22 protein-coding genes are annotated in these 23,819 nt (G+C 55.8%); 7 read left to right on the forward strand and 15 right to left on the reverse strand.

Features of this window, described 5'->3' with window-relative positions:
* Positions 1–25 precede the first annotated feature (25 nt).
* Complete coding sequence (locus D7S44_RS10555; protein ID WP_120454628.1) at positions 26–2,383, reverse strand: TonB-dependent receptor domain-containing protein; 2,358 nt, start codon at positions 2,381–2,383, stop codon at positions 26–28.
* A gap of 241 nt (positions 2,384–2,624) precedes the next feature.
* Here D7S44_RS10555 and D7S44_RS10560 point away from each other — a divergent pair, with 241 nt between their 5' ends.
* Positions 2,625–2,921: an Rdx family protein gene (locus D7S44_RS10560; RefSeq protein ID WP_120454630.1), complete on the forward strand. Its 297-nt coding sequence runs from the start codon at positions 2,625–2,627 to the stop codon at positions 2,919–2,921.
* 4 nt (positions 2,922–2,925) lie between these two features.
* Here the strand turns inward: D7S44_RS10560 and D7S44_RS10565 are convergent, their stop codons facing one another.
* The 12 genes from D7S44_RS10565 to D7S44_RS10625 all read right to left on the reverse strand — a co-directional run bounded on the left by D7S44_RS10565 (position 2,926) and on the right by D7S44_RS10625 (position 14,168).
* Positions 2,926–3,807, reverse strand: a complete 882-nt coding sequence (locus D7S44_RS10565) for a LysR family transcriptional regulator (RefSeq protein ID WP_120454632.1) — start codon at positions 3,805–3,807, stop codon at positions 2,926–2,928.
* A 33-nt stretch (positions 3,808–3,840) separates the two neighbouring features.
* On the reverse strand, positions 3,841–4,557 hold the full coding sequence (locus tag D7S44_RS10570; RefSeq protein WP_120454634.1) for a DUF554 domain-containing protein: 717 nt from the start codon (positions 4,555–4,557) through the stop codon (positions 3,841–3,843).
* A gap of 10 nt (positions 4,558–4,567) precedes the next feature.
* Positions 4,568–5,146, reverse strand: coding sequence for a UbiX family flavin prenyltransferase (locus tag D7S44_RS10575; RefSeq protein ID WP_120454636.1), 579 nt, complete (start codon positions 5,144–5,146; stop codon positions 4,568–4,570).
* A gap of 11 nt (positions 5,147–5,157) precedes the next feature.
* Positions 5,158–6,639, reverse strand: a complete 1,482-nt coding sequence (locus tag D7S44_RS10580; protein ID WP_120454638.1) for a UbiD family decarboxylase — start codon at positions 6,637–6,639, stop codon at positions 5,158–5,160.
* Positions 6,640–6,832: 193 nt separating this feature from the next.
* Positions 6,833–7,369 carry a PadR family transcriptional regulator gene (locus D7S44_RS10585; RefSeq protein WP_120454640.1) on the reverse strand — a complete coding sequence of 179 codons (537 nt, stop codon included), beginning with the start codon at positions 7,367–7,369 and terminating at the stop codon, positions 6,833–6,835.
* 83 nt (positions 7,370–7,452) lie between these two features.
* Positions 7,453–8,244: a siderophore-interacting protein gene (locus D7S44_RS10590; RefSeq protein WP_120454642.1), complete on the reverse strand. Its 792-nt coding sequence runs from the start codon at positions 8,242–8,244 to the stop codon at positions 7,453–7,455.
* Positions 8,245–8,473: 229 nt separating this feature from the next.
* A complete protein-coding gene (locus D7S44_RS10595) occupies positions 8,474–8,677 on the reverse strand; it encodes a hypothetical protein (protein WP_120454644.1) in 204 nt (67 codons plus the stop codon).
* A 183-nt stretch (positions 8,678–8,860) separates the two neighbouring features.
* Positions 8,861–9,724: a helix-turn-helix domain-containing protein gene (locus D7S44_RS10600; RefSeq protein WP_120454646.1), complete on the reverse strand. Its 864-nt coding sequence runs from the start codon at positions 9,722–9,724 to the stop codon at positions 8,861–8,863.
* Positions 9,725–10,354: 630 nt separating this feature from the next.
* Positions 10,355–10,522 carry a DUF2474 domain-containing protein gene (locus tag D7S44_RS10610; RefSeq protein WP_120454651.1) on the reverse strand — a complete coding sequence of 56 codons (168 nt, stop codon included), beginning with the start codon at positions 10,520–10,522 and terminating at the stop codon, positions 10,355–10,357.
* A 1-nt stretch (position 10,523) separates the two neighbouring features.
* On the reverse strand, positions 10,524–11,528 hold the full coding sequence (gene cydB / locus D7S44_RS10615; protein WP_120454654.1) for a cytochrome d ubiquinol oxidase subunit II: 1,005 nt from the start codon (positions 11,526–11,528) through the stop codon (positions 10,524–10,526).
* A 1-nt stretch (position 11,529) separates the two neighbouring features.
* Positions 11,530–12,954 carry a cytochrome ubiquinol oxidase subunit I gene (locus D7S44_RS10620; RefSeq protein ID WP_120454656.1) on the reverse strand — a complete coding sequence of 475 codons (1,425 nt, stop codon included), beginning with the start codon at positions 12,952–12,954 and terminating at the stop codon, positions 11,530–11,532.
* A gap of 842 nt (positions 12,955–13,796) precedes the next feature.
* Entirely contained in the window at positions 13,797–14,168 is a 372-nt protein-coding gene (locus D7S44_RS10625; protein WP_120454658.1) for a winged helix-turn-helix transcriptional regulator, read from the reverse strand.
* Positions 14,169–14,270: 102 nt separating this feature from the next.
* On the opposite strand from D7S44_RS10625, the gene D7S44_RS10630 reads away from it, so the two are divergent.
* The 4 genes from D7S44_RS10630 (at position 14,271) to D7S44_RS10650 (ending at position 19,575) form a co-directional block, all read left to right on the forward strand.
* Positions 14,271–15,125 carry an SDR family oxidoreductase gene (locus tag D7S44_RS10630; RefSeq protein ID WP_120454660.1) on the forward strand — a complete coding sequence of 285 codons (855 nt, stop codon included), beginning with the start codon at positions 14,271–14,273 and terminating at the stop codon, positions 15,123–15,125.
* A gap of 204 nt (positions 15,126–15,329) precedes the next feature.
* Positions 15,330–16,430, forward strand: coding sequence for an NADH:flavin oxidoreductase/NADH oxidase (locus D7S44_RS10635; protein WP_120454662.1), 1,101 nt, complete (start codon positions 15,330–15,332; stop codon positions 16,428–16,430).
* A gap of 429 nt (positions 16,431–16,859) precedes the next feature.
* Positions 16,860–18,518, forward strand: coding sequence for an alpha,alpha-trehalase (locus D7S44_RS10645; RefSeq protein WP_120454666.1), 1,659 nt, complete (start codon positions 16,860–16,862; stop codon positions 18,516–18,518).
* Positions 18,519–18,621: 103 nt separating this feature from the next.
* On the forward strand, positions 18,622–19,575 hold the full coding sequence (locus D7S44_RS10650) for an aliphatic sulfonate ABC transporter substrate-binding protein (protein ID WP_120455118.1): 954 nt from the start codon (positions 18,622–18,624) through the stop codon (positions 19,573–19,575).
* Positions 19,576–20,403: 828 nt separating this feature from the next.
* Here the strand turns inward: D7S44_RS10650 and D7S44_RS10655 are convergent.
* A complete protein-coding gene (locus tag D7S44_RS10655; protein ID WP_071997459.1) occupies positions 20,404–20,568 on the reverse strand; it encodes a con-10 family general stress protein in 165 nt (54 codons plus the stop codon).
* A 93-nt stretch (positions 20,569–20,661) separates the two neighbouring features.
* On the opposite strand from D7S44_RS10655, the gene D7S44_RS23315 reads away from it, so the two are divergent.
* The gene (locus D7S44_RS23315) at positions 20,662–20,898 is read left to right on the forward strand and encodes a hypothetical protein (RefSeq protein ID WP_147402099.1); all 237 of its coding nucleotides are present in this window, start codon (positions 20,662–20,664) and stop codon (positions 20,896–20,898) included.
* A gap of 269 nt (positions 20,899–21,167) precedes the next feature.
* On the opposite strand, the gene D7S44_RS10660 is transcribed toward D7S44_RS23315, so the two are convergent.
* Positions 21,168–21,989 (reverse strand): alpha/beta fold hydrolase, encoded by an 822-nt coding sequence (locus tag D7S44_RS10660; RefSeq protein ID WP_120454668.1) that lies wholly within the window; start codon positions 21,987–21,989, stop codon positions 21,168–21,170.
* A gap of 239 nt (positions 21,990–22,228) precedes the next feature.
* On the opposite strand from D7S44_RS10660, the gene D7S44_RS10665 reads away from it, so the two are divergent.
* The gene (locus tag D7S44_RS10665; RefSeq protein ID WP_120454670.1) at positions 22,229–23,818 is read left to right on the forward strand and encodes an MFS transporter; all 1,590 of its coding nucleotides are present in this window, start codon (positions 22,229–22,231) and stop codon (positions 23,816–23,818) included.
* The last annotated feature ends 1 nt before the right edge of the window (position 23,819 follow it).

Below are 23,819 nucleotides of genomic sequence, written 5' to 3' on the forward strand. Positions count from 1 at the left end.
GCGCCTGCGCAGGGCGGACGAGTGATTAAAATTCGACGTTAACGCCCAGTTGATACGTACGGCCCGGCATTACCGCCAGCGCCACATCGTTGCGATCCTGCGCCGTGTCGGTGGTCAGCTGGCGGCTGCTGGTGTAATCCCAGTATTTGCGGTCGGTCAGGTTATAGACGCCGCCGCTCAGCCGGACATTTTTCGCAACCTGCCAGTAAGCGGTAGCATCCACCATGCCATAGCCCGGCACGCGCATATATTCGCTGGTGGAGTCGGTAATCGCCGTGCCTGTATTTTTGTAGCTTTCGCGGTTGGTCTCAGTGGCGCGCTTGCCTTTAACAAAGGTTGCGGTAACGGCGGCGCCATAGCCGCGCTGCGCATCGTCCCACGCCAGGCCGACGATCGCCTTCAGCGGCGCGACGCTGTCGAGATCGACATATTTGTCGCCCGTGTAGTTCGATTTTGACTTCCCTTCGTTATAGCCCAGCGCAAAGGTGGCGCTCAGCCCGTCGACCGGCTGGAACCAGGTGCCAAAGTTAACTTTGGTCGTCAGTTCGGCGCCGTAGATATAAGCTTTATCGCGGTTCTCCGCCTGGAAAGAGGTGTAGATATTGCTCGGCACGTTAACAAATTTGTCAGGGTTGCCAGAGCGGGTGTAGCGGGTGTAGGCGATAAAGTTTTTGTACTGGTTGTAGAACAGCGAGGTATTCACCGTGACGCCTTCCGTTACCTGACCTTTCAGACCCCATTCAATATTATTGCTGGTTTCTGTTTTCAGGTCCGTGTTGCCGATCAAGGCATACTGGGCAGTGCCCGCATAGCTGGCGCCCATATTCCATGAGCCGTAAAGCTGGCTGGCGGTCGGGAACTGCACGCCACGCTTGTATTGCAGGTAAGTGATCAGCGCTGGCGTCAGATCGTACTGGAAGGTGAGCGACGGCAATACCTTAGTATCGCTGCTGCCGGAGCCGTAAAGCGCTTCCAGCTGTTCTGCGGTCAGCACGCTGCTGCCGGAGGCGAGATCGGAGAGGTCGCGCGGTTTGGTGTTCTGGTACATTACGCGCGCGCCGGGGATCACCGCGAAGTTATGGCTGGCGAGGTCGAAATTGATTTTGTCCTGGACGTAGCCCGCTACGGTATAGCTGCGACTGTCGGCCTGCGGCTGCATAATCGCGCCAGCGTTACCATACGACGAGGTTGAGGTAGAGCGGAACGGACGCTCGTTTTTTTCCGTACGGGCGTTAATACCGGCGCTCAGTTCATGACGGCCCAGGGTTTTAGTGGCGCGCGTGTCAAAGCCCAGGCTATCGGTGTTGTAGTCCGACCAGACCCTTTTATAAGCGCTGGCGCTGCTCGGCATCCAGGTGTTGTCGTGCGACTCGGTTTTCTGCCAGTAGAGACGCGTGGTCAGCGTATCAAGCAGGTCATTGTAAGGCGTCCACTCATCCCCGAGGCTGACGCCGAAGCGGCGCGTATCGCTCTGCTGCTGCGTGGTACCCCAGATGGCAGTGCCGGCACTGTTCCAGCCATCGTAGTGGGTATGGTTAGTTTTTTGGTAGTAGTCAAAAGTGGCGCTCAGCTTATGCCGATCGTTCGGCTGCCAGATGCCTGAGGTCATAAAGGCATCAGAGTGCCAGTTGGCCGGATAAGATGCTTTCACGCCGCTGTTGTTTCTGGTTTCCTGACCGTCACGGCGGCTGTAGACGAACACCCCGCGCAGCTCGTCGTCGCCCGCTGCCGCCGTGATGCCGTTGTGCCAGCTGCGGTTAGAGGAGTCGTAGTCGCTCTGATAGCCGAAATAGGTGTGTTTGCTGCTGCTCAGGTAGTCATCGGCGCTTTTGTTATGGAAAGAGACGTTACCGCCGATAGCGGTGTTAGGCTGGCTGACCGCCGTTGCACCCTTTTCAATATCTATGCTGCCGAACATATAGGGATCGATATAGTCGCCGCGACCAATACCAAAAGTATTATTGCCGACGCGGCTGACATAGGGGCGGCCTGTCGCGTCCGGCAGCGGAATGCCGTCAACGTCGAGTCCGACGCGATTGCTCTCCAGACCGCGAATGTTGTAGCCAGTGTAGCCTGCGCGGTCGAAGCCGCTTTTACCTACTGAAGAGCCGCCTGCCGCTCCGTTGGCGCTGATTAACGGCTCGTAACGCATAATAGAGCCGAAATCGTTCGCCCCGCGTTTTTGAAGGTCATCAGCGGTAAGAGTGGTTTTATTTCCCGCGTCAGGTTTCGGTGCGGTAACGGTCATCACAGGCTCGCTGCTGTTTTTTTCAGCGGCAATTGTGTCGCTGTCGGCATAGCCGCAGGCTACGTGAACTGAAGAGGCCAGCAGCGCAATTTTACAGAGCCGCTGTTGGGTCAATCCCTGAAACATTGAAGACATAAGCGCAAATACCTTTATAAATGTTAGTATTTGCTCACTTACTTGCTATCAGTAATCAGACTACGGCTTCGCACATAAAACCGTAAACAGAAACGCCGTTTTTATTATAAGTAATTTCGCAAGGACTGTAATGCAAGTGGGAATCATTATCAACTAGGTGCAGATTAAGATGTATCTTGTACCGCACAATTTGCTAATCTGCGCTTTACGTCATTGACTACTGCCACGCTGGAACATTGCCATGACTGAGAAACCCACCATCACTATCCACTACTGCACGCAGTGTAACTGGCTGCTGCGCTCCGCCTGGATGGCGCAGGAACTTTTGCATACCTTCGCAGACGATCTGGCGGCAGTCACGCTCCGGCCCGGGACCGGCGGGATTTTCGTGATCACCATTAATGATGAAATCCTCTGGGAGCGTAAGCGCGACGGCGGCTTTCCAGACGCGGCGGCGCTGAAGCAGCGCGTGCGCGACGTCTGCTTCCCGGAGCGTTCGCTGGGACATCTGGATAAGAAGAAAAAGGATGCAGGTTAAATTGCTACTCTTCCGGCAGCTCATGCTCCAGCGGCCACAGTAACCGGTCGCGGGCGGTACTAAGCGTGACAATTGCTGGCGTATAGATCGCGAGCGGATGCACCAGCGGGCAGGCAAGATAGCGCCCTTGCGCGCTGGGAACGTACTCAGAGCGCGGAATAAAAGCCGCGCCGTTAAAGCCCAGCTCCATCATTTCCATAATAAGCTTTGGCTCAGAAACCTTCATGCTGATATTGACCTGCGACAGCTGGTCGAAGAGCGTGCTGCGCAGAATTTCATAGGTGCCCTCCCCGCCGATGCGGTGCAGCAAAATCAGCGGAATACCGTTCAGATCGCTAAATTTCAGCGCTTTTCCCGCCAGGTTTTCTGCGTAACGCGTGGAGAGGACTACTACGGTGTCAATCGGTTCCAGCTCGCGCACATGCCACTGTTTATGCTGGTGGGGCAGCTGCATCAGCGCAATATCAAGAGTATGTTCCAGCAGCATCTCTTCCAGATGGCTGGAGTCTGAGACGACAACGTTGATATCCCACTCTGGTCGATTACGGTAGTAATCCATCAGAACCGGATTGAAAAAGCGTAAATAGAGATAGGAAACGCCAATATTAACCACGCGTTTTTTACGCGTGGCAATAGTGATGGTTTCACGCTTCAGGCTGTTGACCTTGCTGAGAATGTCGCAAGCCTGACGGTAAAGAAAGGTACCGGCTTCGGTCAGCACCATTTTACGCGGCGTGCGTAGAAACAGCGGCGATCCAATCTCCTCTTCCAGCTCCTGAAGCCGTTTGCCGAGCGGCGGCTGCGCCATATTCAGCAATCGTGCGGCTTTGCTGATTGACCCCTGTTCCGCGATGGTACAAAAGTAGTGCAGTCGTTTGAGATCCATATGCTCTCCGCTCCCCACAGGCCTCCGCTTATCTTAATGAATAAAGTGCGTCCAGAGATGGCTAACCGGCATCACCAGCAGAAGTGCGGGCAGCATATTCGCTACGGGGAAGGATTTGATCCCAGCAATGCGGAACCCCGCCGCCAGCATGACGAATCCTCCCGCCGCGGTGAAGTCATTCATCATCGCCTGGCTGGTATGCGGCATAATCAATACCGCGCACGACGCCAGCAGGAGCTGCACAATTAGCTGCGGCACGGCGATAACGGCCACCGCATAGCCAAGAAGCGTAGCGAATATAGCAGCGGTGAAGATATCCATAATTGATTTCACCAGCAGGATATTGGGATCGTGCGTCATCCCTTCCGTCATCGCGCCGATGATCCCGGTTCCGCTGGCGCAAAACAGCACCAGAATCGCAACGTAGCGCTCGGTAAAAGCCGCCTGATCCAGGCCGCCGTCGCTGCGTTGAAAGCGCGCCACCAGCCCTCTGGCCAGGTTGCCAAGACGCCCGATTTTTTCTTCCAGAAAAAACAGCTCGCCGATAGCCGCTCCCAGAATCAATGCCAGAATAACCGCCGGCAGGCTGTGAATCTTACCGATTAATACGATCCCAAGCCCCATTGAAGAGAGCCCAAACGTCATTGGCAGCGAGACACGCAGCCTTTCCGGCATTTTATCGCCGAGCCATGCGCCAACGATGCCGCCAATTAATACCGCGCTGCCGTTAACGAAAGGTCCTGTGACCATGACATTCTCCTTATTTTATTGCTTGCTGTTCGCCCCAGCGACGCAAATTGCCGACGTCTAAACCAAAAAGATCTAACGCGCGCGCCACGCTGTGATGCACCATCTCGTCCACCGACTGCGGCTGCTGATAAAAAGCCGGCACCGGCGGATAGATAATGCCGCCCATCTCCGTCACATACTGCATATTGCGTATATGCGTCATATTGAGCGGCGTTTCCCGCGCCATCAGTACCAGCCGACGCCGCTCTTTAAGGATGACATCCGCCGCGCGCGTCAACAGGTTACCTGTCAGCCCTTGCGCCACTGCGGCCAGCGTATTCATTGAACAGGGCGCAATCAGCATACCGAGCGTTTTAAAAGATCCGCTGGCGATCGAGGCGCCCAAGTTGCTGATGCTGTGTACCTCATCCGCCAGCGACGTCACATCCTGCCGCTGCCACTGGGTCTCCATCGCACGCGTGACCTCTGCACCTTTAGTCACCACCAGATGCACCTCAATATCCTGATCGTGCAGCAGCTGCAACGCCTTCATCCCATACTGAAACCCTGACGCGCCGCTGATGCCGACAATAATGCGCTTTCTGCTCACGATAGCCTCGCTTATACGAAGTCGGGTAAAAAGCGCTTCACATCCACTGCTTTGAACTTCGATCGCTCAAAGTTCGCCTTGAGATGCCAGGGCACAGTGCAGTCGAAAACGGTTTTGCAGGTGACGCCCTGCTGCGAGATAGTGGGGCTGTATGCCGGCACCTGCGACGGATCGAGCGGATGGCAGCGCACGCCGGGAATGGTGAGCGTGTCAACATCACCCTGATAGCGTGTTTGCATCGCCCACAGAATGTCATCCGTGTCGAAAATATCGACATCTTCATCGACCAGGATCACATGCTTCAGTTCGGAAAACGCGGCAAAGGCGATAAGCGCGGCCTGACGCTGGCGCCCTTCATCCACCGCAGAGGATTTCTTAAACTGAATCACCGCCAGCAGCTTGCCGCCGCCTGAGGTGTGCGCATTCACATTCAGCACGCGGCCGGGCATAGCGCGATCCAGCATATCGAGAATGCTCGCTTCGGTTGGGATACCCGCCATACTGACATGTTCGCCGCTCGGTCCCAGCGTGGTTTGCAGAATCGGCTGCTTACGGTGCGTCACCGCTTTCACTTTAATCACAGGCAGAGCATCTTTGGCTTCGCCGGTATAACCGGGAAACTCCGGCATCGCTTTGCCTGTATCGGTATTTTGATCTTCCCGCACCCGCAGGTTTGGCAGCAGTTCGCCTTCAATAACGATTTCAGCGTGGGCAATTGCGCGTTCGTTGATGCTGACGCATTGCGCCAGTTCTACCGGCTGACCACGCAGCGCACCGGCGATGCTCAGTTCGTTGAAACCAAGCGGCGTCGTGGGCGGTTCAAAGCAGGCCGCGATTTCAATGGCGGGATCGACGCCGATGCTAATGGAGATCGGCAGCGGCTGCCCCATCTTCTCCGCTTTCTCGCGGAAGGCGTCGATATGACGGCCCGGCGTCAGCCACATCGACAGTTCGTCGCGGCTTTGAATGCAGAGACGATGGATAGTGATATCTGATTCGTGCGTTACGGGATCCGAGGCGTAACACATGCCCATAGTAAAATAGGGACCAGCATCCTCTTCGGTATTGGTCGGCGCAGGAAGCAGCGTGCGCAGGTCGAAAGCGGGATCTTCAGCATAGTGAACCACTTCCTGACAAAGCGGTTTTTCCTGCGTCATGACCGGCGCCACAGCGTGATGCACCGAGTCGCGCAGCAGAAAGCCGAGTTTTTCCGGCGGGCAGTTCAGCAAATGACCTACCCGTTCACGCGTGGACATAATGCCTGTGACTACACGCACGCCAGGAAAGCCCTTGATGTTGTTAAACATCATAGCGGGCCCTTTACGCGTTGGGCGTTCGCAGGTGCCGCCTGCGCCAACATAGCGGTAGACGCCAGAGAGCTCGGCGTGCGGATCGACCTCTGTGTCGGTACTGACGAACTCCCCTTTCAGGTTTTGCAATAGCGCGATGGCCGAACGCAGATCATGGCGAGCAGGATGGTGTTTTTCAGACATTGTTGTTCTCCAGTGTTGCAACTAAGCGATACGGAGAACTTTGCGCTGGAAATGAAGAAGGGAAAACTACCGTTTATATTTATCGGCTATACCATTCTGGTTTATCAAATATTTATCAACATTTTTAACTTTATTATTTAAATATTGAAACACAATGAATTAACGATACCTTTAAATTAAAAAACATTTGAAATCAAATGTTTATTATCTTTTCGGCCGCATTGTTAAGCGCATCTGTTATCTGTTCCAGTGTTTCAGAAGAAATATTTTCCTGCGACAAACGGCTATTAAGTGCGGTACGAATTCGATGGATTGCTTGATCTACATCAGGAATGCTGCGGTTATTGACCAGGATAGCCAGCGAGGAGAGACGCTCGATAATATGTTCGACAGATGCCTGCTGTTCTGCCAGCAGCGCACGTCCCGCCGCATTCAGCGTATAGGCTTTGCGCGACGCCTGCGAATCCACCACGCGGATAGCGTCCATCTCCTCCAGCAGCGTCAGGTTAGGATAAATAATGCCGGGGCTGGGAGAGTATTCCCCTTTGGAAAGCTCTTCGATTGATTTGATCAGCTCGTAGCCATGCGCATCGTTTTGCGCCAGAAAGTGCAGCATTAACAGGCGGATATCGCTGGCATCCAGCATCTTCTCACGACGTTTACGGCGACCGCCGCAGCCACCGCGCGCGGGGGAATCCTGATGACACGAGAAAGCCGGATCCTGTTTCATTGCCTGCCTGAAGGGGGAGTATGGTCGGGAGGAAGATAGTAGTCCGCCGCCTGGCAAAATTCAACACGGGCGGCGGCGGCAGCTTATTTCGCGTGCCAGTAAGCGACGGCGCGCACAAAGGTACCATCCAGGCCGCGGCGCTCGACAAAGTAGTCGCCGAGCGCTTTCGCGAAGTCGCCTTCGCCGGTCAGCCAGATAAAGTAATCTGACGACGGAACGGCGATGTTATCCAGCGCGGCGATGAGCGCGTCGAGTTTATTCGCCTCTGCCGCGCCGCTACCAAGCCAGTGGGCATTCACCCCGCTCAGATCCGGCAGATAGTCGCGCCCGGTCGCTTCATCTACGCAGGCGAACAGATGCAGCTCCTGCGCCTCGATAGTCGCCTGACGGCGCTTAAAGGCAGGCAGGCCGGTTTCATCGCAGACATAGAGCTGAAAACCGTAGTCGGTCGGTACCACCAGCGAGCCGCGCGGGCCGCCCATAATGAGCCGATCGCCCTCTTTCGCCTGCTGCGCCCAGTTGCTGGCGACGCCGCCGTCGTGGATGTAAAAATCGAGCGTTAGCAACGCTTCGCCGTCAAAGGCGAGCGGCGTATAGTCGCGCGCTGGCGGACGCGCCCCATTCGGCCAGACGATGCCTTCATCGGTCATCTGCGGCAACTGCAGCGCGTCGTCACTGTTCTGCGGGAAAAAGAGCTTGATATGGTCGTCAAAGCCCGGCGAATTAAAGCCTGCCAGATCGCTGCCGTGAAAGGTGACGCGCCAGAATTCACCCGCAACCAGCGTTTTGCTGGCGACGGTGATATGGCGAAAACGCAGCTCGTTGCGCACGCGCTGCGGCGCGCGGCTTCGGGACGCTCTGTTGTCGGAATGCATAGGTTCTCCTTTTACGAAGCCGGTCAGCGTCGCCGGCTGCGGACGTCAATGCGTAAGAATGTCAGAAATGATTCTCATTTGAGAGGCTCAGATTACTCATGATATATCTTAGGCGCAAGGATCGATTGTGCTATTTCCGCGCAGCCGAACAGGCGCACAGGCCAGCGCCTGCACGCGTTAAGGAGAAAGGGTAAAGCGAAGGCGCGCGCTGAACCGGCGCGCGCAACGATCAGACGTTGTCGTTTAAGGTATCTGAGCTGAAGTGCTTCTGCGATTGCTGCGGCAGCGCGTTGTCGCCCTGGATTTCGTGCTGGGTCGGCTGGGCGTGCGGATGCAGGCCAGCAGGCGGCGTAAAGGGTTCAGCCATCTGGGCGCCGGCAAAAAGCGGCAAAGCAGCAAGCGCCGTAGTAAGTAACAGCGAAGAAAGTTTCATGGTTGTCGTCGTTTTATATCTGGTTCGGAAAGAACCTGAAAGGCAGATGAATATCCAGTCCGGCCAGCCTTATGCACGATATCCGCATGGCTTCCGGGTTAAGACAGGAATTTTACGCCAGAAAGCGCATCTGTTTTATAGAATCGTGCGGTTTATCACGTTTCACCGCACGAAAAGCCGCTGTCAGCACTGGGTGACAGGCACAGAGAAGAGGCCGACCAGCGCATCGGGGGTGGAGGCCTTCATATCCAGCCGCAGCAGATCTTTTCCCTGACGGCGCGCGACGCCCAGCGCAGGCAGATGCACATAGTAAAGATCGGCGATAAAGCGCGTGAGCTGCTCCGGCGAGCCTTGCCAGGGGATGGTGGCGTAAAGGCCGCGCGCCGACGTCCAGTTGACGATATTCGGTCCCAGGATATCGGCGTGCTGGCTCTCCAGCGCCTGGAACAGGCTGATATGCTGCTGTTCCGCCGAGTTGCCGGGGCCATACTGAAAGCCGAGCCAGCCGCGATCGACCTGCTGCCCAGCCAGACGAACAAAGTTGCGCGCCTGCTGCGCGACGGTCTGCGCATGGTCGCGCACGTAGTCGCCGAATTTACACTCCCACTCGATCAGCTCGCCGCGCAGCTGCAGCTCATCGCGCTCTACCAGCTGCGCCTGCATCATTTCGCCGTGAATGGAGATAGGCCCGTGGAAGCTTTTCAGCTGCAGGTCGGGCACGCGGCGGAAAGCACCTGGCGTGAGGGAGAAATGGTTCTTGAAGACGCGGGTGAAGTTCTGCTGGTTATCAAAACCAAAACGCACCGCGATATCGATTAGCGGCATGCGGGTCAGACGCAGCGCCATAGCGGACATCGTCAGGCGACGCTTGCGCGTATAGGCCGCCAGCGTCTGGCCGGTCATCTCTTTGAACATGCGCTGCATGTGCCATTTGGAGTAGCCGGATTTCAGGGTAATCAGATCGATATTAAGATCGTCGGTCAGATTCGCCTCAATCCAGTCCACCAGATCGCTGATGTACTGTTTTTTTACGTTCAGGCTGAGCATTTCTGTGAAGATCGTAGAAAGTAGTGCGAGATTAGTCACATAATCATAACAAAAACGTCTTACGCATGTAAGAAAGGGTAAAGAAAGCGCAAGCAAAGCGGCGGTAAAAGGCATTTAATGTTTAGCCTGTCAGGGGAGAGGCTAAGAAATGAAACGCCGAGAGCATCAACAGAAGAGCAAAGCGTCCCGCGAAGAGCTGTTTGAAACAATATGGCACTCGCCCCACGCCTGAAACGCTAATGACGTGGGCAGAAGAGCAAAGCCCCCGCAACAAAACTGTTTAAAACAAAGTCGCAATCGCACCCATGTCTGAAACGCTAATGGCATGGGCAGAAGAGCAAAGCCCCCGCAACAAAACTGTTTAAAACAAAGTCGCAATCGCACCCGTGTCTGAAACGCTAATGGCATGGGCAGAAGAGCAAAGCGTCCCGCGACAGGGATGTCGCGGGCCGAGCGAGCATGGATGCCTTGAGCGACTTTGCGATCGGCCCATGCCATTGGCGTCAGCACCGGCCCTGCCCCAGCACCGGCCCTTGCCCTTGCCCTTGCCCTTGCCCTTGCCCTTGCCCTTGCCCATATAAAGGCATAAAAAAAGGCTGGCAACGCCAGCCTTTATATCAACCAAAACTGTTAGTGACTTCGCATACCTGCTGCGGTCATCATCATCCGGAACAGCATGGCCACGACACCGAGCGCCAGCACGCTTGCTCCATAGATCACCACCAGCCACAGAATGCGTTTCCACAACGGGGCTTTGGCTTCATTGTGGTTTTTCATGCTGTCGACTTCGGTTCGCATATCAATGGTATCCTTCGTCTGCTTTGACTTTCCCGCGGAACACGTAGTAGCTCCAGAAGGTGTAGCCAAGAATCATCGGAATAATCAACAAACTGCCCACCAGCATAAAGGCCTGGCTAATCGCCGGAGACGCTGCCTGCCAGATCGTAACGGAAGGCGGAATGATATTCGGCCATACGCTAATGCCAAGACCGGAAAAGCCGAGGAAAATCAGCGCCAGCGTCAGCAGGAACGGCGAATAGTGCGCCTCGCGCTTAATGGCGCGAATAATGCCCCACGAGCAGAGCAGCACCAGCACCGGTACCGGCAGGAACCAGTAAAGGTTCGGACGGGTAAACCAGCGCTGCGCGATAGCGTCATGGCTGAACGGCGTCCACAGGCTGATAATGCCGACCACTACCAGCAGCGCGATCACCAGCGGCGTCGCCAGCGCAGACATCTTACGATGCAGCTCATGCTCGGTTTTCATAATCAGCCAGGTACAGCCCAGCAGCGCATAGGCGATAACCAGACCCACGCCGCAGAACAGCGGGAACGGCGCCAGCCAGTCCATTGCGGAACCGCTGAAATGACGACCTGTTACCTGAATGCCGTCAAGCATCGCGCCAACCGCCACGCCCTGGCTGAAGGTCGCCAGAATAGAGCCCGCCACGAAAGACTTGTCCCAAAACGCGCGGTGCGTTTCGGTCGCCTTAAAGCGGAACTCAAAGGCGACGCCGCGGAAGATCAGGCCAATCAGCATCGCCGTCAGCGGAATAGAGAGCGCATCGGCGATCACGGAATAAGCCAGCGGGAAAGCGCCATACAGACCCGCGCCGCCCAGCACCAGCCAGGTCTCGTTGCCATCCCATACCGGCGCGACGGTGTTAACCATCATGTCGCGCTCGACCGCATCCTTATTAAAGGGGAACAGCAGCCCGATACCGAGATCGAAACCGTCCATGACGATATACATCAGGGTGGCGAAAACAATAATCGCGAACCAGATAATGGAAAAATCGATCATCTTATTTTCCCTCCTGCGGATCGTTCAGACTTTCATGTGCCGCAGAGAGCGGACGAGCCGGAGTTTTGCCATGGCCTGGACCGCCGTGACGCACATCCTTGCCTTCGCCGGTGAGCGGGCCTTTCTTAATCAGACGGATCATATAGATATAACCTACGCCAAACACCGCGGAGTAAACCAGGATAAAGGCCAGCAGGCTGATGCTCATATGCAGATCGCCATGACCAGACACCGCATCAATGGTGCGCTGCACGCCGTAAACGACCCAGGGCTGACGACCAATTTCCGTCGTGAACCAGCCCGCCAGCAGTGCGATCAGACCAGAAGGCCCCATCAGCAAGGCAAACCACAGGAACGGACGCGACTGATAAAGACGCCCTTTATAACGCAGCCACAGGCTGACCACGCCAAGCGTAATCATCAACAGCCCCATCGCCACCATCACGCGGAATGACCAGAAGATGATCAGCGAGTTAGGACGATCCTCTTTCGGGAACGTCTTCAGCGCTGGCACCTGCTTATCCAGGCTGTGCGTCAGAATCAGGCTGCCGAGGTAAGGGATCTCCACCGCATATTTGGTGCGTTCTTCATCCATATCCGGGATACCGAACAGGATCAGCGGCGTCGCTTCGCCCGGCGGGTTTTCCCAGTGTCCCTCAATCGCGGCGATCTTCGCTGGCTGATGCTCAAGGGTGTTCAGACCGTGCGCATCGCCAATCATCGCCTGAATCGGCGCGACGATCAGCGCCATCCACAGCGCCATAGAGAACATCTTGCGGATAGCCGGGTTATCGTTGCCGCGCAGCAGATGCCATGCGCCGGACGCGCCGACAAAGAAGGCGCTGGCAAGGAAGGCGGCGACCGACATATGGAACAGACGGTAGGGGAACGACGGGTTGAAGATAATTTTCAGCCAGTCCTGCGGCACCACAATCCCGTTCTGGATCAGATAGCCCTGCGGCGTATGCATCCAGCTGTTAGAGGCGAGGATCCAGAACGTAGAGATCAGGGTGCCCAGCGCCACCATACAGGTCGCGAAGAAGTGCAGCCCCGGTCCGACGCGGTTCCAGCCGAACAGCATCACACCGAGGAAGCCCGCTTCCAGGAAGAATGCGGTCAGGACTTCATAAGTGAGCAGCGGACCGGTAATACTGCCCGCGAACTGCGAGAAGCCGCTCCAGTTGGTGCCGAACTGATAGGCCATCACCAGACCTGATACCACACCCATACCAAAGTTAACGGCAAAGACTTTGGACCAGAAGTGATAGAGATCGCGGTAGGTTTCGTTACGGCTTTTCAGCCACATGCCTTCGAGCACTGCCAGAAAGCTGGCGAGGCCGATGGTAATGGCGGGAAAAAGGATATGAAAGGAGACAGTAAACGCGAACTGTATCCTGGCCAGGTGAAAGGCGTCTAATCCGAACATTGCTTACCTCGTTGCCACATATAACACCATATATTTACTTATAGTTAACAACCAAAGCACAGCGTTAATATTTACGCTGTGCTTAAGCCTATTGCTGACGCGAATTTATAGGAACTCGCGCCTGACAAACAGAAACAGTCTGGGATGCGAAAACTATAACAGCGTTTTTTGATTTTGGTCATTGTTTTTGTCCGTAATTACCTATTTTAACGCAAGGTTTTAGGTTAATTCACAGGCTTTAATGTGACATCTTTGTTATTTATTGTTGCGTGATTATGTGAGGGGAGTGACGAAAGTCACATAGCAATTCTTTACATACGCAACGCCATGTTTTGGCGTGTTATTTTCCCTATACCCACAGCAGAAAAACGGGCAATTCTTTAGTTTAGTACAGGCCTTAATTAATGCAAATTAAGCATTTAGGCCCTTAAGAACCCCTTTTAAGGCGTTACGTTTAAAAAGCGTGATTTATGACACACAGCCATTATTCGCTATTCCGTCACGCTTAATTAATCCGTCACAAAAAGATGAGATAAAGTTGTTAATAAAAATCTAACATGGCGCAGCGGTAATAACCGATGCAGCGACGCTTTTTATTCAGGCGGATATTGGCGCGCCTCGTTTTGGCCGCTTGCTTTTCGCTTTTTTGTTTAGCGCCTGCTGGTACGACGCTGAATGAGAGCCGGGGGAACAGAACCTCTGGATCCCTTCTCGCGCGGGCCTCTGTTTTGATAAGGATGTAAAGCCGCGCCGCGAAAGCGAAGCGGTAAAGCCCGCCGGGAAAGCAGGCTGCAGGGGATGAGGCCGATTCAGAATGCGCGCTGTAGCGTAACGGCGCGCCGTCAGGCTTTCTCGCGCTGCGCCAGAATACGGTTCACGTTAAGTTCCAGCCAGTCCGCGAGGCCGACCACCTGCCCTTCCAGCTCGCGACCAAGCGGCGTCAGACGATATTCCACATGCGGCGGCACGACATTGTAGGCGATGCGCTCGACGAACCCGTCCTCCTCCATGTGGCGCAGCGTCTGCGCCAGCATACGTTCGCTGATGCCACCAACGGCGCGGCGTAGCTCGCTGAAGCGCAGCCTGTCGTTACGCAATGCGAGGAAAATCAGCACGCTCCAGCGGCTGGTGACCCGTTTAAGCACCTCGCGCGACGGACAGTTAACGTTTAACAGCTCACCGCGGCTAAATTTTTCACTTATTTTTTCAGACATTTAACTTGTTTCTTCCAAACTAACAAAGTTGTAAGTACTTACGAAAAGTTAGCCTTTATCCTACTCTGGCTTTCGACAACCACAAATACCAGGGAGCGAAAAATGATTGCAGTAACAGGCGCAACCGGCCAGCTAGGCCGTCTGGTCATTGAAGCATTACTGAAAAAAGTGCCGGCGGAGCAAATCATCGCCGCCGTGCGATCGCCGGAAAAAGCCGCCGATCTGGCGGCAAAGGGCGTAACGGTGCGTAAAGCGGACTACAGCCAGCCCGAGACCCTGATGTCAGCCCTGTCCGGCGTGGATAAGCTGCTGCTGATCTCCGGCAGCGAGGTGGGCCAGCGCGAAGCGCAGCATCAGGCGGTCATTAACGCAGCCAAGTCGGCCAGCGTAAAATTTATCGCCTATACCAGCCTGCTGCATGCGGACAGCTCGCCGCTGGGCCTTGGCGTCGAACACCGCGCCACCGAGGCGCTGCTGCAGGCGTCTGGCATTCCTTTCGCGCTGCTGCGCAACGGCTGGTACACCGAAAACTATGCGGCCAGCATCGCCCCTGCCCTGACGCACCACGCGTTTATCGGATCGGCTGGCGAGGGACGTATCGCCTCGGCGGCGCGTCGGGATTACGCCGATGCCGCGGCAGAGGTCATTAGCCGCGACGATCAGGCAGGCAAAATTTATGAGCTGGCGGGCGACGACAGCTACACCCTGGCGGAGTTCGCCGCTGAAATTGCGCGTCAGTCCGGCGAGCAGGTGGACTATGTCAATCTTTCCCCCGCCGAGTTCGCCGCCGCGCTCAAAGGCGCCGGTTTGCCGGATGGCCTGGCGGAGATGCTGGCGGATTCCGACAAGGGCGCGTCGCAGGGCGGCCTGTTTGATGACTCCCGCAGCCTGAGCAAACTGATCGGGCGCGCTACCACACCCTGGCAAGAGGTGATTAAGGCGACGCTGGCGAAATAAGCCCAAGGCGGGCGCCTGGCGGCCTTCCCCGCCTGTCGCGCTCCCTCGCTGTCTGCCCCGCGCAGCACAGGGAGCGTAGGCTGCGGGAAAGCTCTCAGGGTACATTGCACAGCGAATCGCTTCTGGTTGCCGCTGCACGACGCAACAGCGCCGTAGCCTTGCGGCAAGCAGGCGATCGAACTGATCAATGATTAAGAGGGTGCTATGTCTCTGTTTTCTGAATTCCGTCTGAAAGACGTTACGCTGCGCAACCGCATCGCGGTGCCGCCTATGTGTCAGTACAGCGCTGAACAGGGCCTGGTCAATGACTGGCATCACGTCCACTACGCTGCGCTGGCGCGCGGCGGCGCAAGCCTGGTGATCGTTGAAGCGACCGCCGTTTCACCGGAAGGCCGTATCACTCCCGGCTGCCTTGGCTTATGGAATGATGCGCAGGCTGAAGGCCTGGCGCAGGTCGCGCAGGCGATCAAAGCGGCGGGTGCCGTGCCGGGCATCCAGATCGGCCATGCCGGTCGTAAAGCAAGCGCAAACAAACCCTGGGAAGGCGACGATCACATCGCAGCGGACGACGGACGCGGCTGGGAGACCCTCTCTCCTTCTGCTGTCGCCTTCGGCAACAATCTGCCGCAGGTGCCGCGCGCCATGACGCTCGACGATATCGCGCGCGTCCGCAACGACTTCGTGCAGGCGGCTATCCGCGCACGCGATGCCGGCTATGAGTGGCTGGAACTGCACTTCGCTCACGGCTATCTGGCGCAGAGCTTTTTCTCGGTGCACGCCAACCAGCGTACCGACCAGTATGGCGGCGACGCCGCAGGCCGCAGCCGCTTCCTGCGCGAAACCTTTGACGCGGTGCGTGAAGTCTGGCCGGAAAATCTGCCGCTGACCGCCCGTTTCGGCGTGCTGGAGTATGACGGTCGCGACGAAGAGACGCTGTCAGAGGCGATCGACCTGACGCGCTACTGGCGTACCAACGGTCTGGATCTGCTGAGCGTCAGCATTGGCTTCTCTACGCCGGACGCTAATATTCCGTGGGGCACGCCTGCTTTCCTGGCGCCGATTGCCGAACGCGTACGCCGCGAGGCGGATATTGCGGTCGCTTCCGCATGGGGCATTGATTCGCCAGCTATTGCCAACGCCACCGTTGAAAAGGGTCAGCTTGATCTGGTGATGGTAGGCCGCGCTCACCTGAAAAACCCCCACTGGCCTTACCAGGCCGCGCTGGCGCTCGACAAGCCGCAGCCGTCATGGGTGCTGCCTGCTCCCTACGCGCACTGGCTGGAGCGCTACCGCGTCAGCGAATAAGGCCTCAGGCCGCAAGCGGCTGGCATACTCCGGTCGCGCATGGATGCCCCGCGCATCTTTGCGCCCGGCTCCTGCCCGCCGCGCTGGCACCTGACCCGCCATTTTCAGACGCCCTTTACCGGGCGTTTTTTACAGCTGCGTAAAAATGCCACAAATAGCTCATTCCACAGCGCGGCGACAACGTCGGTTTTTGTCAATTTTTGCCGCTTTTTTTCAACTCTCCGCTAGTTATTTTCTTTCTTCAAAGATTACTCCTAAATAAATGTTTCAAGCGCACGCGTTATTTGCTTGATAACCAGAGCAATTCCGCTAAATAAGCTATTGATAGACAATTTTTATTACGTTCATAGATATTCTGCATTGTTGTTTGGGCCAGCCATAAGTCTATAATTTTTCTTTTATGAAACCCTCAGACTCCAGGAGGCCGCTATTAATACTTATCGCCAGCAACTCAACGCATTCGATGAGGTTCGCAAAGGGGCGGAAGTTGAGTATCAATACGATCCCCACGAGCTCAAGCTAGATCGTATGCAGGATTCCGAGCCGGAACCGGAGCTGATTGAAGGCTTGCCGGCGCCCGATGCGCTCACGCCTGCCGATCGCTACATGGAGCTGTTCGAGCATGTGCAGATGTCGCGCATCTTTGAAGACAGCAAAACGTTTCCAGACTGCTCGCCTAAATACGATCCGCTGGACGTACTGATGCGTTATCGCCGTCAGAAACGCAGCCGCGATTTTGATCTGGCGCGCTTTGTGGCGGACCATTTTTATTTACCGGCGATAAATGAAAGTTTTTACGTTTCAAACCCGGATAAAACGCTTAACGAACATATTGACGCCCTGTGGCCAGTATTAACGAAAATGCCGCAGCAGCATCTGCCGCATTCATCGCTGCTGCCGCTGCCGAAACCTTACGTGGTGCCTGGCGGCCGCTTCGGCGAGACCTATTACTGGGACTCCTACTTCACCATGCTCGGCCTGGCGGAGAGCGGACGCGACGATCTGCTGCGTCATATGGCGGATAACTTCGCATGGCTGATCGATAACTACGGTCACATTCCCAACGGCAACCGCACCTACTACCTGAGCCGTTCACAGCCGCCGGTCTTCGCGCTGATGGTTGAGCTGTTTGAAGAAGATGGCGTGCGCGGCGCAAAACGCTATCTCGAGCAGCTGATGAAAGAGTATCAGTTCTGGATGGATGGCGCGGGCGCGCTGATGCCACGTCAGGCGTATCGCCACGTGGTGCGTATGTCCGACGGCTCGCTGCTGAATCGCTACTGGGACGACCGCGATACGCCGCGCGATGAATCCTGGATTGAAGATGTCGAGACGGCGCGTCACTCCAGCCGTCCGGCGAGCGAAGTCTATCGCGATCTGCGCGCGGGTGCCGCATCCGGCTGGGATTACTCCTCCCGCTGGCTGCGCGATCCTAAGCGTCTGGCAAGCATCCGTACGACGCAGTTCATCCCGATCGACCTGAACGCGTTTCTCTACAAGCTGGAGCTGATGATCGCCACGCTTTCTCATGCTAAAGGAGAAGAGCTGACGGCGCTGGCGTGGCAGAAGAAAGCCGAAGCGCGTAAGCGCGCTATTAACCGCTACCTGTGGGACAGCACGGCAGGCGTATATCGCGATTATGACTGGCGACGCGAGCGCTTTGGCGCATTTACCGCCGCTGCCGTCGTGCCGCTGTTTGTCGGTCTCGCAACGCCGAAACAGGCGCATCTGCAGGCTATCGCGCTGCGTCAGCTGCTGCTGACCAGCGGCGGACTGGTCGCCTCTATGGTCGAAAGCGGCGAACAGTGGGATAAACCCAACGGCTGGGCGCCGCTGCAGTGGATGGCGATTATCGGCCTCAATCAGTACGGTGAAGAGACGCTGGCGACGGAAATCGCAGTGAACTGGCTAACGACGGTCAATAATTTCTATCAGCTGCACCATAAGCTGGTGGAAAAATATGACATCAGCGGCGATCGCGCGCGTCCTGGCGGCGGCGGCGAATACCCGCTGCAGGACGGTTTCGGCTGGACCAACGGCGTGACGCGTCGCCTGATGGCGATGTATGGCCATCTGATGGCGAACTAGTCCTTTCCCGCTCTGCCGCAAAGCTTATGCAAAAAAGGCGTTTAGCGCGTCCCTGATGCGCTTTTATCATCATCTGATGATTAACCTTCCCCGGGAAACGCCCATGAAACCTTTCCGCTCGTTATCGGGCAGTGCGCTTTTGCTCACTGCCCTTTTCGCTTTCTCTGCGCACGCAGATGAAACGCTCCGTATCGGCTACCAGAAATCCTCGACGCTGCTTACGCTAATCAAACAGCGCGGCGACCTCGACAAATCCCTGGCCGCGCAAGGGGTAAAAGTGAGCTGGCATGAGTTCTCCAGCGGGCTGCCGCTGCTGGAAGCGCTCAACCTCAATAACATCGATCTTTCAGCCGACGTCGCGGATACCGTGCCGCTGTTTGCCCAGGCGGCGGGAGCGAACCTCACTTATTATGCGCGTGAAACCCCATCGCCGCAGGCGCAGGCGATTCTGGTGCCCGCCGACTCGCCAGTAAAAACACTGCAGGATCTCAAAGGGAAAAAGATCGCCGTCACCAAAGCGGCAGGCAGCCACTATCTGCTGATCGCTGCGCTCAGAAAGGCGGGTTTAACGTTCAGCGACATTTCCCCGGCCTGGCTGACGCCCGCTGACGGACGCGCGGCGCTGGAGAATGGCAGCGTAGCGGCATGGGTGACATGGGAACCCTACGTTACCAGCGCGCAGGTAGAGCAGCATGCGCGCGTGCTGACGAGCGGCGAAGGCCTGGCGAGCTATCAGCGCTATTATCTCGCCTCGACGTCTTACGCCAGCACGCATCCGCAGGTGCTGAATAGCGTTTATCAGGCGCTGACGCAGGAAGCGGCATGGCTAAAAGCGCATCCGGCCGATGCGGCCGCGCTGCTTTCGCCGTTATGGGGCAAGCTGCCGGTAGCCACCATTGAGAAAGCCAATACGCAGCGCAGCTATCAGGTCGAACCGGTGAAGAAAAGCGATCTGTCGGAACAGCAAACCATTGCGGACGCGTTTTATGACGCGAAACTCCTGCCGAAGCGCATTGATGCTAAAGCGCTCAATACCTGGCAGCCCACCACGCCTTGAAAATATCGCTGGCTCACCAGGGCCAGCGTCTTAATCCCCAGCCTCTCCAATATAGTAAGCACACACTTTCATTTTGATTACCGCTATCTCTGAATGTGTGCTGTAGCTTAATTTATGTCCTTTACGTTTTTCTTATTCGCCCCGCGCGTTCTTAAGGCCACTTTTATTTAAATGAACAGGTAATAGCCAGCCGTGACGTTCATAGCATCCTGGAGAAGGTGAGTTGTAGTGCCTCCCTCTGTGGCCAGATGCCGTGGAGACCGCCTGCTCCCTTCCCTGCTTCAAACTGCCGCCTGTTGTACGAAACCTTTCCTTTTCTCCTGGATAGAAAGTGATGGTCTCCACTTTTTCTGTCTACTTTCAGGCGCCCAGATAAAAAGCCCTCTCTTTTCTGAGGCAATATCATAAAAAATTAACGCTGTTAAAGAAAAAGTGGCATGTAAAATGCATTTTCCTATTTATACCAAAGGGTTAGCTAAAAATTTATTCATAGTTGCTGTACAATTTAATTGTTATTTCTTTCTGAAAAATTGTACAACTCACCATGTTGTTGTATAAATTAAAACAGAGTTGAATTGCTTCACACGTCAGTGTCAGAAGATGTAAATCTCAAACTAAAGCTTGTGAATTTTCCATTTTTATAAACGAGCTTTAAAAAACCGGACAAGGAACAGACCGAGTCCGGTTTAATTAGGGCGATCCTGGTTCTTAAAAAAAGACAGGAACATGCTATTGTCAGGGAAGTTTCGCAAGGAGAACTAAAAGAGAAAAAATATGACTCACCCGCGGTCAAATGTTGACAGCTTATCCATCTAACTTGCTGATATTTCAGCTACGACGGCTAATCTTCCCTCCTTTTCTCCCGGCTTCGATAGCGCGTTCAGGGTTGTTTTTGAAATTGCCGCCGCTCTTCTGGCCGCCTTTTCTACCCGCCTCCGCTGCTCGCTCACGATCAACCGCAAAGTTTCCAGCTCCACCACGATATTGAGACATACTGTGTTCCTCTTAAGGATTAATAATAAAAATATCACAGCCTACGCTTCATCAAGTTTGATAGCGCAGGGTTAAATGTAGCTTTTAAAAATAATGAATCAAGTATTCCGTGCCTTTGTGTTTAGCAAAATCGCTCGCAATAGCAAACAAATCAACAAGCCAACTGTTTCTGGAGGAAATCATGCGTTCACGTTATCAGCGTGTAAAAAACCTCAACGGCAATCCCTTATTTATCCTTATAACGGCGCAAAACGAGTCTATTTAACCGTTATTCTGGACGAATGGGATCATTTAAGCGGAGCGGTAAGAAAAGAAAGAGAATTTTTATAAGCGAAGCCGCTGATCATAAAACGATCACTTTTTGTTGAAAAATAAGATAATTCCTCAATAAATAAGCGAACCGTGAATAGTTAATAAAGCGAAGCGGCTGAAAGCGTTATTTCATTCCTGATGTCGTCAGATGTGATCAATAAATAATCAGAAGGTTGATTTCAGAGAAACCTTGCTCCCTGTTTTATATTCCACGTGATAAAGCGGGTGAAGTGAAAATAAAAAACGCCCCTGAGGGCGTTTGGCAGCGAGATTTACAGAAAACGGTATTAATGCTGTTGTAAAAATGTCAGAAGATCCTGGTTGAGTTGATCCTGATGCGTGACGGCGAAACCGTGCGGGCCGTTATCGTAAACTTTCAGCTCCGACCCGGCGATCAGCTCGTGCGCCAGCTTGCCGGTCGCTTCAAACGGCACAATCTGGTCATTACTGCCGTGAATGATCAGCGTCGGCACGTCCACTTTCGCCACGTCGGCGCGGAAGTCCGTTTCTGAGAAGGCGGTAACACAGTCGATGGTGCCTTTCAGCGAAGCGAGCAGCGCAATGTTCAGCGTCTGCGTCAGTACGCCGTCGGAAACGGTCTGCCCGGCGTTAATGCCATAGAACGGCGTGGCGAACTCTTTAATGAACTGCGCGCGATCTTTACGCAGTCCGGCAATAATGCCGTCGAATACCGCTTTTTCTGGTCCTTCCGGGTGGTCGGCAGTTTGACCGAAGATCGGCGTGACCGCGCCAAGCAGCACCAGGCTTTTTACTTTTTCCGTGCCGTAGCGGCCGATGTAGCGCGTTACGTCGCCGCCGCCCATTGAAAAGCCCACCAGCGTGATATCGCTCAGCCCCAGATGCTCAATCAGGCCGTGAATATCGTCGGCAAAGGTGTCGTAGTCATACCCTTCCCACGGCTGATCGGAACGACCAAAACCACGACGGTCGAACGCGATTGCCCGGTAGCCGTTCTCGGCCAGGTGAACCAGCTGGCTCTCCCACATATCGGCATCCAGCGGCCAGCCATGGCTGAACAGCACCGGCTCTCCCTTACCGTAATCTTTGAAGTAAATGCGTACGCCATCTTTTGTCGTTAAGGTGCTCATGTCTGGTCTCCGTTATCAGTGATGTTGTGTCTTGTTAATCAAGCTAACCTGGACGCGAGATAAAACCTAAAGCAGAAATTTTGATAAGACGTTAAAGGATTTTAGCGATCGAAAGTTGTGAAAAAATCCTGGGCATCTTGCCGCAGATATTCCGCTATCAAGCCTGGCAGAGCGCCCGTAATGTTCCAGCCATCACCACTAAATAACGCTGCGCTAACCGGCGCGGTCGGAGACAGAAGATGAGCCAGAACATGACCCCCTCGCCTGCGGGCGGCGCTTTCTCCCCTTTTCGCTACGCCATGTTCGCCCTGATATGGGGCGCGTCGGTGCTGGGCAATACCGGCAGTTTTATCCGCGACGTCGCCAGCTCCTGGCTGATTACCGGCCTCTCGGACAATCCCACGGCGGTCGCGCTGATGCAGACCGCCGCCACGCTGCCGGTCTTTCTGCTGGCGCTGCCAGCGGGCGTGCTGTCGGATATCTTTGACCGCCGCCGCCTGCTGATTGCGATACAGATACTGATGGCCAGCGTCAGCGGCACGCTGCTGATCCTCTCCCACAATAACTGGCTGACGGCGGAGTGGCTGATTGGGCTGACCTTTGTCGGCGGCATCGGCGCGGCGCTGTTCGGCCCCGCCTGGCAAGCGATCGTGCCGGAACTGGTGCCGCGTCAGGAGATGAAAAACGCCGTCGCGCTCAATTCACTCGGCATTAATATCGCACGCGCTATCGGCCCGGCGACCGGCGGCCTGCTGCTGGCAAGCCTCGGCGCCATGGCTGCTTACGGCGCGGATGTCGCCAGCTATTTCATTGTGATTGCCGCGCTGCTGGCCTGGAAGCGTCCGGCAAAAGCGCAGGATGAGCTGAACGAGCACTTCTTCGGTGCGTTCCGCGCCGGTCTGCGCTACGTCAAAGCGAGTCGCGAGCTGCACCGCGTGCTGTTTCGCGCCGCGATGTTCTTTATCTTCGCCAGCGCGCTCTGGGCGCTGCTGCCGCTGATAGCGCGCCAGCTGCTGCAGGGCACGGCCGGTTTCTACGGCATGATGCTCGGCGCCGTCGGGATCGGCGCCATTGGCGGCGCGCTGTTGCTGCCGCGCCTGCGCGCCAGGATGCGCGCCGACGCGCTGCTGCTGCTTGCCGCCGCCATCAACGGCCTGGTGATGCTCGGCCTGGCGCTCACACCGCCGCAGTGGCTGGCGCTGGTGCTGATGCTGGTGCTCGGCAGCGGCTGGATCATCGCGCTGACCACGCTGAACGGCGTCGCCCAGGCGGTGCTGCCGGACTGGGTGCGCGGCCGCGGGCTGGCGGTTTATCTGATGGTGTTTAACGGCGCGCTGGCAGGCGGCAGCCTGCTGTGGGGCCTGGTGGCGCAGCAGGCGGGCGTAGTGGCGACGCTGGTTATCGCGGCGGCGGCGCTGATGCTGAGCGCGCTGCTGCTGCGCCGCAAAGCGCTGCCGCAGGGCGAGGCGGATCTGCAGCCCGCGCTGCACTGGCAGGAACCGGCGGTGGCGCAAAGCATTGATGGGCGTCGCGGTCCGGTGATGGTGCAGATCCACTACCGCGTAGCGGAGGAAGATCGCCCGGCTTTTCTGGCGGCGATCAATAAGCTGGCGCTGGCGCGCCGTCGCGATGGTGCTTACGCCTGGGGGGTGATGACGCACACCGAAGATGCGGCGTTTATTCAGGAGTGGTTTTTAGTCGAGTCGTGGCAGGAGCATCTGCGTCAGCATCAGCGCGTGTCGAAAGCGGACGCCGAGCTGCAGGCGGCAGTGCTGGCGTTCCATCAGGGCGAAGGCGCGCCCAAAGCGCACCACTTTATCTCGCTGTAAC

The sequence above is a fragment of the Pantoea piersonii genome, from assembly GCF_003612015.1.
GTDB lineage: Bacteria > Pseudomonadota > Gammaproteobacteria > Enterobacterales > Enterobacteriaceae > Pantoea > Pantoea piersonii.

What these genes read in the sequence shown, in the direction of transcription:
- D7S44_RS10555 (WP_120454628.1), bottom strand. Translation starts at nt 2,383, where the DNA reads ATGTCTTCAATGTTTCAGGGATTGACCCAACAGCGGCTCTGTAAAATT.
- D7S44_RS10560 (WP_120454630.1), top strand. Translation starts at nt 2,625, where the DNA reads ATGACTGAGAAACCCACCATCACTATCCACTACTGCACGCAGTGTAAC.
- D7S44_RS10565 (WP_120454632.1), bottom strand. Translation starts at nt 3,807, where the DNA reads ATGGATCTCAAACGACTGCACTACTTTTGTACCATCGCGGAACAGGGG.
- D7S44_RS10570 (WP_120454634.1), bottom strand. Translation starts at nt 4,557, where the DNA reads ATGGTCACAGGACCTTTCGTTAACGGCAGCGCGGTATTAATTGGCGGC.
- D7S44_RS10580 (WP_120454638.1), bottom strand. Translation starts at nt 6,639, where the DNA reads ATGTCTGAAAAACACCATCCTGCTCGCCATGATCTGCGTTCGGCCATC.
- D7S44_RS10585 (WP_120454640.1), bottom strand. Translation starts at nt 7,369, where the DNA reads ATGAAACAGGATCCGGCTTTCTCGTGTCATCAGGATTCCCCCGCGCGC.
- D7S44_RS10590 (WP_120454642.1), bottom strand. Translation starts at nt 8,244, where the DNA reads ATGCATTCCGACAACAGAGCGTCCCGAAGCCGCGCGCCGCAGCGCGTG.
- D7S44_RS10595 (WP_120454644.1), bottom strand. Translation starts at nt 8,677, where the DNA reads ATGAAACTTTCTTCGCTGTTACTTACTACGGCGCTTGCTGCTTTGCCG.
- D7S44_RS10600 (WP_120454646.1), bottom strand. Translation starts at nt 9,724, where the DNA reads ATGCTCAGCCTGAACGTAAAAAAACAGTACATCAGCGATCTGGTGGAC.
- D7S44_RS10610 (WP_120454651.1), bottom strand. Translation starts at nt 10,522, where the DNA reads ATGCGAACCGAAGTCGACAGCATGAAAAACCACAATGAAGCCAAAGCC.
- cydB (WP_120454654.1), bottom strand. Translation starts at nt 11,528, where the DNA reads ATGATCGATTTTTCCATTATCTGGTTCGCGATTATTGTTTTCGCCACC.
- D7S44_RS10620 (WP_120454656.1), bottom strand. Translation starts at nt 12,954, where the DNA reads ATGTTCGGATTAGACGCCTTTCACCTGGCCAGGATACAGTTCGCGTTT.
- D7S44_RS10625 (WP_120454658.1), bottom strand. Translation starts at nt 14,168, where the DNA reads ATGTCTGAAAAAATAAGTGAAAAATTTAGCCGCGGTGAGCTGTTAAAC.
- D7S44_RS10630 (WP_120454660.1), top strand. Translation starts at nt 14,271, where the DNA reads ATGATTGCAGTAACAGGCGCAACCGGCCAGCTAGGCCGTCTGGTCATT.
- D7S44_RS10635 (WP_120454662.1), top strand. Translation starts at nt 15,330, where the DNA reads ATGTCTCTGTTTTCTGAATTCCGTCTGAAAGACGTTACGCTGCGCAAC.
- D7S44_RS10650 (WP_120455118.1), top strand. Translation starts at nt 18,622, where the DNA reads ATGAAACCTTTCCGCTCGTTATCGGGCAGTGCGCTTTTGCTCACTGCC.
- D7S44_RS10655 (WP_071997459.1), bottom strand. Translation starts at nt 20,568, where the DNA reads ATGTCTCAATATCGTGGTGGAGCTGGAAACTTTGCGGTTGATCGTGAG.
- D7S44_RS23315 (WP_147402099.1), top strand. Translation starts at nt 20,662, where the DNA reads ATGAATCAAGTATTCCGTGCCTTTGTGTTTAGCAAAATCGCTCGCAAT.
- D7S44_RS10660 (WP_120454668.1), bottom strand. Translation starts at nt 21,989, where the DNA reads ATGAGCACCTTAACGACAAAAGATGGCGTACGCATTTACTTCAAAGAT.
- D7S44_RS10665 (WP_120454670.1), top strand. Translation starts at nt 22,229, where the DNA reads ATGAGCCAGAACATGACCCCCTCGCCTGCGGGCGGCGCTTTCTCCCCT.